12 protein-coding genes, 1 tRNA gene and 1 pseudogene are annotated in these 15062 nt (G+C 54.4%); 9 read left to right on the top strand and 5 right to left on the bottom strand.

Translation table 11 applies throughout. The features are described 5' to 3' along the window. Positions 1-5: 5 nt before the first annotated feature. The 4 genes and pseudogenes from K334_RS0108455 to K334_RS0108435 form a co-directional block, all read right to left on the bottom strand. On the bottom strand, positions 6-626 hold the full coding sequence (locus K334_RS0108455) for a deoxynucleoside kinase (RefSeq protein WP_021590250.1): 621 nt from the start codon (positions 624-626) through the stop codon (positions 6-8). 40 nt (positions 627-666) lie between these two features. Beyond that, positions 667-1284: a deoxynucleoside kinase gene (locus tag K334_RS0108450; protein WP_021590253.1), complete on the bottom strand. Its 618-nt coding sequence runs from the start codon at positions 1282-1284 to the stop codon at positions 667-669. A 488-nt stretch (positions 1285-1772) separates the two neighbouring features. After that, positions 1773-2174, bottom strand: a pseudogene (locus K334_RS0108440) (RagB/SusD family nutrient uptake outer membrane protein); the annotation flags it as partial. 15 nt (positions 2175-2189) lie between these two features. After that, positions 2190-2627, bottom strand: coding sequence for a Spi family protease inhibitor (locus K334_RS0108435; RefSeq protein WP_154655581.1), 438 nt, complete (start codon positions 2625-2627; stop codon positions 2190-2192). A gap of 334 nt (positions 2628-2961) precedes the next feature. On the opposite strand from K334_RS0108435, the gene K334_RS15265 reads away from it, so the two are divergent. Both K334_RS15265 and K334_RS13765 read left to right on the top strand, forming a co-directional pair. Continuing rightward, complete coding sequence (locus tag K334_RS15265; protein ID WP_025880596.1) at positions 2962-3333, top strand: hypothetical protein; 372 nt, start codon at positions 2962-2964, stop codon at positions 3331-3333. Between the two features lie 70 nt (positions 3334-3403). After that, complete coding sequence (locus K334_RS13765) at positions 3404-3832, top strand: DUF2335 domain-containing protein (RefSeq protein WP_248623512.1); 429 nt, start codon at positions 3404-3406, stop codon at positions 3830-3832. 197 nt (positions 3833-4029) lie between these two features. Here K334_RS13765 and K334_RS0108420 read toward each other — a convergent pair. Then, positions 4030-4102: transfer RNA gene (locus K334_RS0108420), tRNA-Met, on the bottom strand. A gap of 229 nt (positions 4103-4331) precedes the next feature. Here K334_RS0108420 and K334_RS0108415 point away from each other — a divergent pair. The 7 genes from K334_RS0108415 (at position 4332) to aroB (ending at position 15010) form a co-directional block, all read left to right on the top strand. Then, a complete protein-coding gene (locus tag K334_RS0108415) occupies positions 4332-4925 on the top strand; it encodes a TetR/AcrR family transcriptional regulator (protein WP_021590273.1) in 594 nt (197 codons plus the stop codon). 48 nt (positions 4926-4973) lie between these two features. Next, positions 4974-5720, top strand: coding sequence for a 3-oxoacyl-[acyl-carrier-protein] reductase (gene fabG / locus K334_RS0108410; RefSeq protein WP_025880593.1), 747 nt, complete (start codon positions 4974-4976; stop codon positions 5718-5720). Between the two features lie 15 nt (positions 5721-5735). After that, on the top strand, positions 5736-6404 hold the full coding sequence (locus K334_RS0108405) for an RluA family pseudouridine synthase (protein WP_027444824.1): 669 nt from the start codon (positions 5736-5738) through the stop codon (positions 6402-6404). An 82-nt stretch (positions 6405-6486) separates the two neighbouring features. Continuing rightward, complete coding sequence (locus tag K334_RS0108400; RefSeq protein WP_025880592.1) at positions 6487-11109, top strand: translocation/assembly module TamB domain-containing protein; 4623 nt, start codon at positions 6487-6489, stop codon at positions 11107-11109. A gap of 6 nt (positions 11110-11115) precedes the next feature. Further along, on the top strand, positions 11116-13407 hold the full coding sequence (gene tamL, locus K334_RS0108395) for a translocation and assembly module lipoprotein TamL (protein ID WP_051218708.1): 2292 nt from the start codon (positions 11116-11118) through the stop codon (positions 13405-13407). A gap of 17 nt (positions 13408-13424) precedes the next feature. Continuing rightward, positions 13425-13925, top strand: coding sequence for a pyridoxamine 5'-phosphate oxidase family protein (locus K334_RS0108390; protein ID WP_025880588.1), 501 nt, complete (start codon positions 13425-13427; stop codon positions 13923-13925). 20 nt (positions 13926-13945) lie between these two features. Further along, on the top strand, positions 13946-15010 hold the full coding sequence (gene aroB, locus K334_RS0108385; RefSeq protein ID WP_027444822.1) for a 3-dehydroquinate synthase: 1065 nt from the start codon (positions 13946-13948) through the stop codon (positions 15008-15010). The last annotated feature ends 52 nt before the right edge of the window (positions 15011-15062 follow it).

Here is a 15062-nt window from a genome sequence, read left to right as displayed (position 1 = left end):
GCGATCTAATCCATCGGGAAGAGACCATACAGGTCGCCGTCGATTTGGTCGGTTATGCGGTTGAAGTCGGCCGGATTGCTTTCAAACTTCGTCGTGTCGCCGTCCACGATCAGCAGATGGCCCTTGTAGCCGCCTATCCAGTCTTCATAGCGTTTGTTCAAGCCGTTGAGATAGTCGATACGGATGGATTTCTCGAAGTCGCGGCCACGCTTCTGAATCTGCGAAACCAGGTTGGGTATCGTCGAACGGATGTAAATCATCAGGTCGGGGAGTTTCACCAGCGACATCATCAGGTTGAAAAGGTCGGTGTAATTGGCGAAATCCCGGTCGCTCATCATGCCCATGTCGTGCAGGTTGGGGGCGAAGATGCAGGCATCCTCAAAGATGGTGCGGTCCTGGATGATGGTGTCCTCATGCTTGGATATCTCCACGACCTCCTTGAACCGCTTGTTCAGGAAATACACTTGCAGATTGAACGACCACCGGGACATGTCGGCATAGAAGTCGTCGAGGTAGGGATTGTTGTCGACGGGCTCGAAGCGGGGAGTCCATCCGTATCTTTTGGCCAGCATTTTCGTGAGCGTCGTCTTGCCGCTGCCTATGTTTCCTGCGATTGCGATGTGCATGATTCTTTATAAAAAATAAATTCGTTAGCTGAAATAATGGTCATTTGAAGAGGCTGAAGAGGTTCTGGTCTATCCGGTCCACGATGTAGGCGAAGTCCTTCGGCTCGTGTTGGAAGTCCATGTCGTCGACGTCGATGACGAGCTTCGGCCCCTCATACTTGTCATAAATGAACTCATTGTAGCGGGTGTTCAGGTTTTCGAGATAGTCGATGGGCATGGTCTGCTCGTAGTCGCGACCTCGCCGCTGGATGTTCTGCACCAGATGGGGCACCTCGGCCTTGAGATATATCATCAAGTCGGGGTACTTCACGATCGTCATCATCTGCTCGAACAGTTCCATGTAGGTGTCGAAGTCGCGGTCGGAGAGGTTGCCCATGGCCTTGTTGTTGGCCGTGAAGACGTAGACGCCCTCATAGATGGTGCGGTCCTGGATGACCGTATTCCCGGCATGCGCTATCTCCAGCAAGTCGCGAAAGCGCTGTTTGAGGAAATACACTTCCAGATTGAACGACCACCGTGGAATGTCCTTGTAATAGTCTTCGAGATAGGGATTATAGTCTACGGGCTCGAAGCGGGCCTCCCAGCCGTAGTGTTTGGCCAGCATGGTGGTGAGTGTCGTCTTGCCGCTGCCTATATTCCCCGCTATTGCAATATGCATTTCGTTAGGGTATTATTCTTTTCCTGACAAAGGTAATGCAAAAGCACGAGACACGCAAGCCTTCCATTGCCTTTTTTCCATGCTCCGGCTCCGCAGAAGCGCGACGGCTCCGGAACCGGAGCTATGCCTTCTGCTTTCAAAAGCTGGCCTTTCAGCCTGCAAAAGCTGCCTTTCCTGCACGCAAGAGCTGGCCTTTTACAACGCGAAAAGGCTGCTTTTGTCGGCTGAAAGCACTGCTTTTGAAAAACATCATGTAGGGGATGTCAAAGAAGGGAATGAGAAATGAGGAGTGGAAAGTGGGAAGTTGGGAGTGACTTCACAATAAATTCCCCGCGGAAGACGCCTGCCAATGAATGTGGAAGGACGTCCGCCACGGGGAAACAACATTAAATTCGATAGTAAGTTTTTGTGTCGATCTATGTCGTGAGCCTGTCGATTCCGAATCTCCGACAGGCAGGGCGAGGACTTCCGTCCCGCCAAGCGGACAATCAATTCTGCTTGTATCCGTCCGTCTGCACCAGCTTGTCGTTGGTGGAGAGCGTCGTCTCGTCGATGGGCCACAGCAATCGGCTCGCGCTTGCCGTGGAATACTTGGTGGCTTTGTCGAACAGGCGGATGTCATACCAGCGCTTTCCCTCGAACAGGAACTCGCGGAAACGCTCTTTCTGCACGGCTTCCTCCGCGTCCTCGTCACCTCCTACAAACGGATTGTCGGTGTAGAAGCCGTTGGTCTTGCCCCCGCTGTCGGTGCTGACTTCGTTGGGATACTGCACGTTGGGATGGCTGTCGAAGTAATCCTTTCCATAATACATGATCTGCGTGAGCGCGATGGGTTCGCAACCCGCCGTCGCGTTCTGCCCGTCTTCCATCTTTGGGCAGTAATAGTTGAAAGGCTTGTACTGGCTCTACTTCGATTTCATCAGCGGACCGATGGCTTCCGTCACCGCGCGCGTGCGGTTCTTCAGCTGCGCAACGGCCTTGATGACGGCGTCGTTGCCGTCCTGCAGCTCCTCGACGATCTTGGCGTATGCCTCAAGCATAAACTTGAAACCGTCAGGCAGATTGGCGGCGTCGAAGCTGCCGCTGTCCGTGTAGCCCAGCACGTCGGGCATGCGGTCGTCGCCCGACACGATGATGAATCCCCGATTGTCCACCTTATTAAATATATAATAAGGCTGGTCGTCGGTTTGCGTCTGGCCGTTGGCTCTTGTTCGGGCCGCCTGCCTGTCGGCAATGGACGCCCCCTGCTGCTTGGCCGCGTTGCCGGCAATCAGCTTCGCTTGCTTCAAGTTTCTCGGACTGCCCATGGCACCCAACGTCACTAAACATAAGGTAAGTGTCAAAAGTAGATTTCTATTTATAAAATGAAAGGTTGATATGATTGTTTCTTGTAACGGCCGCAAATACACGAAACTTTTTTATAAAGCTAACCGAATAACGGAAAATATTTTAAAAATACGTTATTATTTGAAAATACATGACAAAACACATTCATATTGCACGATTATTTTAAAGAATCCAGCCATCGACACCAAAACACTTGAGCCTCTCCAACACGACAAGAGCATGCCAAATTCAAAACGAACAATGCGCAAGTGCTTCACAACCGCTGCCCTTTCACCTTCCAAGAGCTACCCTTTCAGCCGCTGAAAGCAGCCCTTTCGCCTTGTCAAAGCTATGCTTTCAGCGACTGAAAGGGCAGCGGTTGGAAAACAAACATTCAGAGAGCGATTGGCGAGAAAACGAAAATTAATATCCAATATGCTTGCGAAACTTATAAGTTTGGAGTATATTTGCATCGGGTTACAAATGAAATACAATAAAGTTGGTATCATGTACATCAATAAAAGAAGCATTTTGAGTGGCTTTTCCATGCAGATAGCAGAGAATCGGCCAAGCAGAAGGAGTGGTGTCATGTCGCTTGCCAACATCAAAGGTCACATGCGGTTTGGCCATTATGTCTTCGGTGACAATGTCGAAGATATGCGCAATGACTGGAAAACGATAGGAAACGATATTAGGAAAGCCATGAATTGCTATGGAAAATAAGGACTCCAAGAAAGACATCTCTGTAGAAAATGAGTAGAAAACCGTTGACCTGAACGAAGTACTCCAGTCTTTGGACCCTGAAAAACGGGAGATTGTATCAAAGGCCATATATGCCATTGAAGAACAAAAGGCCTTTAGCGGCCCGCTCCCTGCCCCGGAAGACTTCATGGCTTACAAGCAAGTTTTGCCCAATGCGCCAGAAAGAATCATCTCAATGGCCGAGCGACAGCTTAATCATAGAATAGAGACTGAGACTAAAATCGTAGAAGCAGGTATTTCAGAAAGCAAGCATGGTCAATACCTCGGTGCGCTTATTGTCATGCTATGTCTTGCCGGAAGTGTTTTTCTTGGGATGAATGGACACGATTGGTTAGCTGTATCAATGGTGGCAATCATTGCTACAGTCGGCACCATCTTCGTGCTGCATAAAGAACCGGCAAAGAAAACGGACACAGCAGAGAGCAAAACAGGACTTTCCCAACCTACAGATGATGACTGAAACAACAAACGACATTCAAGCGGAGATTCTCTCTCCGCTTTTTCTTTGCCGCTTCAATTCTCCTCTCTGCGTATCATTCGCCTTCCACGAGCCGACATCAAGTAGCGTCATCTCCGAATAGCGGCCGACCATAGAGCCTGGACAAAACGCGAAAACGCCCGGAAGTCAGCGTCAACTGCACTTTCGGGCGTCTGTTGTTGCGGAGGCAGGACTCGAACATGCGACCTCCAGGTTATGAGCCTGGCGAGCTACCAACTGCTCCACTCCGCGATATTAACCAGTCAAACAAGGCTTTCGGCAATGCGTTTCCTTATTTGCGAGTGCAAAGGTACACACTTTTATGGAATAAACAAAACATTTCCAAAGTTTTTTCAAATAAAGTTCTTGCCGATGGTTTTATAGCCTTTTTAGCTTTAATAATTTGGTAGTATAAAACAAAACTTTTACTTTTGCACAACCAAATACACTATGTGCAATTCTTACTGAGGAGGTTTTTTGTATGTCAATATCGAAAACAAGACAGAAATTAGTCGATGTAGCACGCCAGTTGTTTGCCAAGAAAGGCGTGGCCAATACAACAATGAATGATATTGCAGTAGCCTCGGGCAAGGGAAGACGCACGCTCTACACCTATTTTAATAGAAAGGAAGACGTCTACTACGCCGTCATCGAGTCGGAACTGGAACGTTTGTCCGACCGACTGGACGAGGTGGCCGCCAAGAACATACGTCCCCAGGACAAGATCATCGAACTGATCTACACCCACTTGAGCCTGATCAAGGAGACGGTGGTCAGGAACGGCAACCTGAGAGCTGAATTTTTCAGAAACATCTGGATGGTGGAGAAGGTGAGAAAGAATTTCGATGAGGACGAAATAGAGCTGTTCCGAAAAGTATATGCTGACGGAAAGGCCGACGGCGAGTTCGACATTGACAACGTGGAACTCGTGGCCGACATCACCCACTACTGCATCAAGGGGCTGGAAGTGCCCTTCATCTACGGGCGGTTGGGGCACGGCATGACCGAAGAGGCCAGCAAGCCACTCGTGGCCAAGGTGGTGTATGGCGCCCTGGGCAAGACGAATGCCAAATGAGAATCATCAATCATAAAAGAAACACTATTCACTAAATAAATATTAAAGATGAAATTGTTAGAAGGTAAGACCGCCCTGATCACAGGGGCTGCACGCGGTATCGGCAAAGCCATCGCCCTGAAGTTTGCCGAAGAGGGCGCCAACGTGGCTTTCACGGACCTCGTAATCGACGAAAACGGCAAGGCCACGGAAGCGGAGATTGCCGCCAAGGGTGTGAAAGCAAAGGGTTATGCCAGCAACGCCGCCGACTTCACACAGACAGAAGAGGTCGTCAAGGCTGTAAAGGAAGAGTTTGGTGCCATTGATATTCTGGTGAACAATGCCGGAATCACAAAGGACGGGCTGATGCTCCGCATGACCGAACAGCAGTGGGACGCCGTGATTGCCGTCAATCTGAAGAGCGCGTTCAACTTCATCCATGCCTGCGTGCCTCTCATGATGCGCCAGCGTGGCGGTTCCATCATCAACATGGCTTCCGTAGTGGGCGTTCACGGCAATGCCGGCCAGGCCAACTACGCCGCTTCAAAGGCAGGACTGATAGCCCTGGCCAAGAGCGTTGCCCAGGAAATGGGCCCCAAAGGCATACGCGCCAACGCCATTGCGCCGGGCTTCATCGACACGGCCATGACCCAAGCGCTGCCCGACGACATCCGAAAGGAATGGACGAGCAAGATACCATTGCGCCGCGGCGGTACGGTGGAAGACATCGCCAACACGGCCGTTTACCTGGGTTCGGAACTCTCCAGCTATGTTTCGGGCCAGGTGATACAGGTGGACGGCGGCATGAACATGTAATGCCGACAGCAAGAAATGCAAGTCGTCTACGAAGACAACCACGTCATCATCGTCTTTAAGGAGAGCGGCGAGATCGTCCAAGGTGACAAAACGGGCGACACGCCGCTTTCGGAGACGGTGAAAGCGTATATCAAGGAGAAGCACCACAAGCCAGGAAATGTCTTCCTGGGCGTGGTGCATCGTCTTGACCGACCTGTCGCCGGCCTTGTCGTCTTTGCCAAAACATCCAAGGCTTTGTCGCGACTGAACGACATGTTCCGTGACGGCGACATCCACAAAACTTATTGGGCCATCACCAAGAACAGGCCCACAGAGCCGGAAGCCACGCTCGTCAATTGGCTGGTGCGCAACGAAAAACAAAACAAAAGCTACGTCTACGACCATGAAGTGCCAGGCTCCAAGAAGTCGGTTCTGGAGTATCGGGTGGCAGGACAGACCGAAAACTACAACTTGTTGGAGGTCAAGCTGCTCACAGGTCGGCACCACCAGATACGTTGTCAGCTGGCCGCTATCGGGTGCCCCATCAAGGGTGACTTGAAATATGGTGCCAGACGAAGCAATCCCGACGGCAGTATCAGCCTGCTTTCGCGCCACGTGGCGTTTGTACATCCTGTCTCGCAAGAGCTCATTTCGGTCGATTCACCGCTGCCGAAAGACAATCTTTGGCAAAGCATTGCAAAATAAGCAGTTGACCGAAAAACTTTAATCGTTTATTCCTTATTGTCAAAATAATTTGCTTCCTTTGCACAAGTAAGCATAATTTTCGATGAAGAATAAACTCGTCAAGTACATAGGAATCGGCATTCTGCTTCCTATTCTGCTCTTTTCCATTTGCTTTTTACTGTTTTACTTTCCTCCATTCCAGAATTGGGCGGTAAGGCAAGTTGCCGATTATGCTTCCACAAAAACGGGAATGCACATCCATGTCAGGCACGTCAGCCTGGAATTTCCCTTTGATTTGGGCATGGAAGGGGTGGAAGTCATCCGTCCCAACGACTCGCTTCCACAAGTGAAGGACACCGTGGCAGCTATCCGCAAGGCTGTCGCCGACATAGAACTGCTGCCGCTTTTGGGAAAACGGGTCGTCATCAACCGACTTGATTTCGAGCAGTTGCGGTTCAACACCACCAACTTCATTCATTCCGCCCGCGTAAAAGGGCAGGCCGACCTACTCCACCTGAAAGCCCGGAACATCGACTTGGGCCGGCAGACGGTGAAGATTAACGAAGTCCTGCTGCGAGACGCGGCCGTGGACGTAGCCTTAAGCGACACCGTACCCGAGGACACCACGCACACGGACAACTTCTGGAAGATTGCCGTTGGGCTGCTGCATATAGACCGTTCGGCCGTAACGGTACACATGCCGGGCGATTCTCTTCGGCTACAAGCCTATCTGGGAAAGGCCATCGCCCGCCAAGGCCACTTCGACTTGTACAGCAACAGCTACCGCCTGTCTTCTTTCGACTGGCAACAGGGACGTCTCAAATACGACAACCCCTACGAAGCCGCCGTCAAGGGGCTGGACTACAACCATCTGTCGTTCACGAACATCAACATAGGTGTCGACTCTTTCAACTACGCCAAGACCCAATTGGCTTTGCGGCTCCGCTCCTGTTCGCTCTCGGAAAGAAGCGGCTTGAGGGTTAGTTCGCTCACAGGCCTCGTCCATCTGGACTCCGTAAGGCTTCAACTGCCTCACCTGACCTTGACCACGCCCGAGTCGAAACTGGAGGCCAAGGTCGACTTCGACCTGAACACGTTCGACAACCAACGCCCCGGACAACTCCATGCGTCCATACACGGCAGCCTGGGCAAGCGCGACCTGACCCGATGGATGGGTGGTTTGCCCGCACGTTTCAGGGCCCAATGGCCCAACTATCCTTTACAGATAGACGGCGTCGTGCGTGGAAACATGCAGCGGATGAGGCTTGTCGGGCTTCTGTTGAAACTTCCGACGGCGGCGCGAGTGCGCATCGACGGTCACATGGAACATCTGGACCGGCCCAGCGCATTGCGTGGAGACTTGGACTTGAACCTCAGAACCTACCGACTGGACTTCGTTTCCGCTCTCTTTGACGGCCGGCAACCTGCCGCCGTCCACATACCTCAAGACATCGGCGTGGCCGGCAACCTGCGCTTCACGGCCAACACCTACGCCGCACGCTTCACTGCCCGACAAGGCAAGGGCAGTCTGGCAGGAACCATGGCCCTCAACACCGACCGGATGGCCTACAAGGCACGGCTGTCGGCCAACCGGCTGCCGCTGCAAAACTTCTTTCCGTCCATGAAAATGCGGCCGCTCACCGGCGTCGTAGAAGTGGAGGGAGAAGGAACGGACTTCATGTCGCCGCGCACCCGACTGCAAGCGAACGCCCGCATTGCCGACTTCGGCTACGAAAACTATCGACTGGACCACATCGTGGCCCACGCCTCCCTGCGCAACGGAAAAGCGACGGCGGCAATCAAGAGCAGCAACCCCTTGCTGACCGGGCAGCTTGACCTGACCGCCCAAACGCGAAACCGCCGCATGAAGGCTACGGTGCAAGGACAAGTGGCCGACATCGACTTCTACGGACTGCACCTTACGGAAAAGCCTTTCAACGCTTCGGCCGCCGCATCCCTGTCTCTGGAGAGCGACTTCAAGGACGTGTATCGGGTGCAAGGCTCCTTGCACAACCTCGTCATCAACGACAATCACCGGCAATACCACCCCGAGGACGTGACAATCGACATCCTTACCCGTCCCGACACGACCCATGTCATCGTGAACTGCGGCGACTTCAGACTCCACGTCAACGGACACGGAGGCTACAAGAAGCTGATGGCGCAAGGCAACCGGCTCGGCGACGAGGTGGCCCGCCTGTTCAAGAACCGGACAATCGACCAGACGGCGCTGCGCGAGAGGCTGCCTGCAGTTTCGTTTTACTTGCAAAGTGGCAGGAACAACTTCTTCAGCCACCTGCTGGCACGCTACGGCTATCAGTTCGCCCGCGCCCGAATCAACATGGATTCGTCCCCCATATCAGGATTGAACGGCAACCTTCAGGTCGACTCGCTCGTCCTGAGCGACATCAGACTGGACACCATCAGGTTCAACATCCAGTCCGACCACGACAACTTCGTCTATCGGGCACAGGTCGTCAACAACAAGAAGAACCCGCAATACACGTTCAGAGCCGAGGCCAACGGCGCGCTCAACGAACATGGTTCCTTCCTGAAGACCAAGCTGTATGACGCCAACAACAAGTTGGGTGTCGACCTGGGAATTTCCGCCGCAATGGAAGCCAACGGCATTCGCTTCAACATCATGGACGACAATCCCGTTCTGGGCTACAAGAAGTTCAAGGTGAACGAGGGCAATTATGTCTTCCTGGGCGACGACCGACGCCTGGCCGCCAACATGGAACTTGTCGCGAGCGACGGCATGGGCGTCCATGTGTATTCCAATGACGAGAACACAGAGGCGTTGCAAGACGTCACGGTCAGCCTGAACAAATTCAACTTGGCGGACGTTTTGTCGGTTCTGCCCTACACCCCCAATATAAAAGGTGTGTTGAACGGCGACTATCACGTCACACAGACACAGGGCGAGCTGTCCGTGTCGTCTGACATGACCATCGACAACTTGTTCTACGAGAACAGTCCCATGGGCAACATCGGCACGGAGTTCGTCTATATGCCGAAGTCGGACGGCTCCCATCACCTGGAAGGCATTCTGTCGCAGAACGGGAAGGAAATCGCAACGCTGAAAGGAACCTACCTTTCGGAGGGCGAAGAGGCTCTTCAGGCCCAATTGCAGATGGAGCGGTTGCCGCTCAGCCTCATCAACGGCTTCATTCCCGACCAGATCATAGGCTTTGAAGGCTATGCGGAAGGAACCCTGGACGTGACGGGAACGCCCACCAAACCTAACATCAACGGCGAGGCTTACCTTGATTCGGCCTATATGGTGAGCGTGCCTTACGGCGTGAAGCTGCGCTTCGACAACGACCCCGTGGCCATCCACAACAGCCATCTGCTCTTCGAGAACTTCGAGATGTATGCCAACAACGACAGTCCGTTGAACGTTTCGGGCTATCTCGACTTCTCGGACGTGAGCCAAATGACGATGGACGTGAAGATGCGCGCCCGCAACTTCGAGCTAATCAACGCGAAAGAGAACTTCAGGTCAGAGGCCTTCGGCAAGGCTTTCGTCAACTTCTTCGCACGCATGAACGGCCCCGTCGACAACCTGCAGATGCGTGGCAAGCTGGATGTCCTGGGCTCTACGGACATGACCTACATCCTGCGCGACAGCCCACTGACGACGGACAACCAGCTGGACGAGCTCGTGAAGTTCACCAACTTTGCCGATTCAAGCTCGCAAACGGTTCACCGTCCTCCCCTATCGGGCTTCGGCATGGACCTGACCATGAGTATCAACGAGAGCGCCCACATCCTCTGCGCGCTGAATGCCGACAAATCGAACTACGTAGACCTGATTGGCGGCGGCGACCTGCGCATGCAGTACAATACGGTCGACGACCTGCGACTCACGGGACGCTATACGCTGAGCAACGGAGAGATGAAATATTCGCTGCCCGTCATACCCTTGAAGACCTTCAACATCCAGGACGGCAGCTACATCGACTTCACGGGCGACCCCATGAACCCGCGTCTCCACATCACGGCGTTGGAGCAGAACAAGGCTACGGTGGCCACGGCGGGCAGCGCGGGACGAACGGTGACGTTCGAGACCGGCGTCGTCATCACCAAGACGCTGAAAGACATGGGACTGGAGTTTGTCATCGACGCGCCCGAAGACATGACCATCAGCAACCAGCTCAACACGATGAGCAAGGAAGAGCGTGGCAAGATAGCGGTCACCATGCTGACCACGGGCATGTATCTGGCCGACGGCAACACGAACGGATTCTCCATGAACTCCGCATTGAACGCTTTCTTGCAGAGCCAGATCAACAGTATCGCCGGCAAGGCCCTGCGCACACTCGACCTGAGCTTCGGCATGGACAATTCAACCGACGTGAGCGGCAATACGCACACGGACTATTCCTTCAAGTTCGCCAAGCGGTTCTGGAACAACCGATTGCGAATCATCGTCGGGGGCAAGCTGTCCACCGGGCCGGACGTGACCAACCAGAACAAGTCGTTCTTCGACAATATTTCTTTTGAATACCGCCTGAACGAGAGTTCCACGCAATACATGAAGCTCTTCTACGACCGCGACAGCTACGACTGGCTTGAGGGCGACGTGGGGCAGTATGGCGCCGGCTTCATTTGGAGGCGCAAGCTGCGTCACTTGAAAGACTTGTTGAGGTTCAAAGACAACGACGTGATCATATTGCCCGCCCCACAAGATTCCATCAAAAGTCAAAACAAGAGAAATTAGCAGAAGATGAAACTGAAACACTTTATCGGATTGTTGCTGGGAACCTATGGATTCATGACTTCCTGCTCATCGACGTCGGGCGTTCCGGATGGAGACCAACTCTACACGGGACTGTCCAAGATCGAATACACGCACTATGAGAAAGGCAGCCACTTCACGGCCACCCGTGAAGAAGTGGAAGCCGCCTTGGCCTGCAAGCCCAACGGTTCGTTCCTCGGCAGCTCGTTCCACCGCATTCCGCCCTATCGCCTGTGGATATGGAACGCCTTCCACGACGGAGACGACAACTTGTCGCGCTGGATAAGCAAGTCTTTCGGCCAGCCACCCGTGCTGATCAGTTGGGTCAATCCAGCTTTGAGAGCCGGCGTGGCACGGTCGGTGCTCCGCAATCACGGCTACTTCCAGAGCGAAGTGGCCTACCAGACAAGCACGGGCAAGAATCCCAAGAAGGCCAAACTGGGCTACACCGTCAGCATGGGTCCGCTCTCCACCATCGACACGCTGGTCTATGCAGGCTTTCCCCACGAGGCCGACAGCCTGATCCGTGCCACCAAACAGGAGGCGAAAGTCAAGCCGGGAGACCCCTTCGAGGTGGCCACGCTCGACGCGGAACGCTCCCGCATCAGCCAACTCTTCCGCAACAACGGCTACTTCTATTACCAACCGGGCTACGCTTCCTATCTTGCCGACACCCTGTCAGACGGCAACAAAATCGACATGAAGATGAAACTGACGGAAGACCTGCCCGAAAAGGCCAGGCACAAATGGTATATAGGAAACGTAGACCTTGAGTTTCGCAAACAGTTCATGGAGACATTGAACGACACGATACGCAGGCGCAGACTGACAGTGCACTTCAACGGCCGCAAGTCCCCCATCCGGCCACGCGTCGTCCTTCGCGACATGAAGCTGTTTCCAGGCCGTCTCTACAGTTACGACAGCTATCTGGAATCCTACAACAGGATTGTCAGCGGCGGCATGTTCAGCTCCGTCGACTTCCAGTTCACGCCACAGGACTCCTCACTTACTTGCGACACACTGAATCTGCGGTTGAGCTGTGTCTTCGACAAACCTTACGACTTCTACGTCGAAACCAACTACACGGGGCGCACGAGCGGCCGCATGGGGCCGGGACTGATTGTCGGCCTGACCAAGCGCAACGCCTTCCACGGCGGCGAGAAGCTCGACATCAACCTCAAAGGGTCTTTCGAGTGGCAGACAGGGAACAATCTCTCGGGCTCGGGCGACAAGATCAATTCATACGAATATGGCGGCGACGTCTCCCTGGAGCTGCCCCGTCTGGTCTTTCCGCTGCTGCGCCGCCACCGCTTCCCCACCACGCCGACCACGCTCCTCAAGGCTTCCACCAGCGTAATCAACCGTGCCAGCTATTTCAAGAGGCATGTGGTGTCGGGCGAATTGTCCTACACTTTCCAGGTCTCCAACACCTCCATGCACCAGTTCACGCCCCTCGTTCTGCAATACGACTACATGTCGAGTCGCACGGCCAAGTTCGATTCGATCATGCAGACCAGCCCTTATCTGCAAGTGACCATGGCCGACCACTTCATTCCCAAAATGCGTTACAGCTACATCTATTCGAGTCCGGCGAACTACCGCAGCCCCGTCTGGTGGCAGACCACCGTGAGCGAGGCCGCCAACATCCTGTCGTTGGGCTACGTGGCGGCAGGAAAGAAATGGGGAACGAAGGACAAACAGATGTTCAAAAACCCCTACGCGCAGTTCTTCAAGATTGAAACGGAGTTCCGCAAGACATGGCAACTGTCCACATATGACCAGCTGGTGGCCCATGTCAGCAGCGGCGCCATCTGGTCGTATGGCAACTCCAGCGCGGCTCCCTGGAGCGAACAGTTCTACGTGGGCGGCGCCAACAGCATTCGCGCGTTCACCGTCAGGAGCATCGGCCCGGGCAGTTATCAGGCACACCAGAACACGACTTCCTATCTGGACCAGACCGGTGACATCAAGCTCTTGTGCAATCTGGAATATCGCCCCCGCCTTTTCGGCAATCTCTACGGGGCCTTGTTCCTCGACGCGGGCAACGTATGGACGATGCACAAGGACGAAAACCGGCCCAACGGCAGCCTCCGGGCAAAGAACCTGTTGAAGGAGATGGCCGTCGGCACGGGCATAGGCCTGCGCTACAACCTTGACTTCTTCGTGCTCCGGGTGGACTGGGGCATAGGTCTGCACGTGCCCTACGGCAACGGTTTCTACAATGTACCCAATTTCAAGGACAGCCAAAGCCTGCATCTGGCCATCGGCTATCCTTTCTAAAGTGCGAAATGATGAAAATGAAATGTATCAATGACACCGTCAGACGCCAGGACCGGCTGATGGACGAAGCCAGGGCCTTGGAACTGTTGGCCCATGGCGAGCATGGTGTCATGTCCATGGTATCGGACAACGGCGGCTACGGCATTCCGGTCAACTTCGTCTGGGACGGCGACAGCAGCGTCTACATACACTGCGCCCCCGAAGGCCGCAAGCTCGAAGCGATAGCCGACAACCCCAATGTTTCGCTCTGCATCATCGGCCGTGTCAACCTCTTGCCGAGCCGGTTCACCACCGAATACGAGAGTGTCGTACTGTTCGGCAAGGCCCGAACAGGCCTGACGGACGAAGAGAAGATGCACGCGCTGCACCTGCTCATCGACAAGTTGTCGCCCGACTTCAAGGCCGTCGGCGACAAATATGCCCATGGCAGTTTCCACCGGGTGGAGGTCATCCGCATCGATTTCACCGCTTTTTCGGGCAAACGGAAGAAGGTTCCCCATGCCGACAGCCCCTTGTAACCCCCATTACGACTGACAATATGCCACAGCGAATCATTATTTCAGAAAACATTCAGGCTGAGTTGCCGAAGGCGATTGCGGCCTGCGAGCACGACCGCGTATTCTTCCTGACCGACGAGGTGACCCGAAGGGCGTGCCTGCCCCTGCTCCGTGATTGCGGAGTCCTGCACGAGGCCCACGTCATCACGATTCCGGACAGCGACACCCACAAGTCGCTGGAGTCGCTGGCGCATGTCTGGCACGAACTGGCCACGCACGGGGCCACCCGCCATTCCTGCCTGGTGAATCTGGGCGGGGGCATGGTCACCGACCTGGGGGGCTTCGCCGCGTCCACGTTCAAGCGGGGAATCGACTTCATCAACATCCCCACCACGCTGCTGGCGATGGTGGATGCGTCGGTCGGCGGCAAGACAGGCATCAACTTCAACGGGCTGAAGAACGAGATAGGCGTCTTCTCCGACAGCCGTTTCGTCATTCTCGACACGCAGTTCCTCCACACGCTCGACGCGGCCAACCTTTGCTCGGGCTATGCCGAAATGCTGAAACACGGGCTCATCCACACCGAAGCGATGTGGGCGCAGCTTGTCGGTTTCGACCTCGAAGCGGCCACCCGGCACGACACGACGGCCATTGCCGCGTTGCGACAGATGGTGGCCGACTCCGTGGCGGTCAAGGAGCAGATTGTCAAACAAGACCCCCACGAGGCCGGAATCCGCAAGGCGCTCAACCTGGGACACACCTTCGGCCACGCCTTTGAGAGCTGGTCGCTCCGCCGCAAGCCCGTGCTGCACGGCTACGCCGTGGCGTGGGGCTTGATACCCGAACTGTATCTGAGCGCCGTCAAGCGGCAATTCCCCAGCCGACAACTGCACCAGACCGTCGGTTTCATCCATCAAAACTATGGCCGTCTGCCTGTCGCCTGCGCCGATTATGCCGAGCTCATCGAACTGATGTACCACGACAAGAAGAGCCGGGGGCACGAAATCAACGTCACGCTGCTGGGCAATATCGGCGAGATACACATAGACCAAACCGTCACGGAAGAAGAGGTGAAGGAAGCACTCGACTTCTTTCGCGAAGCCTGAGCAAAGCCACTCCATACACGCGGAATGGGAATCCGACGCCCGGATTCCCATT

The sequence above is a fragment of the Segatella baroniae DSM 16972 = JCM 13447 genome, assembly GCF_000426585.1.
Taxonomy (GTDB): domain Bacteria; phylum Bacteroidota; class Bacteroidia; order Bacteroidales; family Bacteroidaceae; genus Prevotella; species Prevotella baroniae.
Note: the sequence above shows the minus strand (reverse complement) of the source record. Positions and strands in the feature narration are given on the sequence as shown.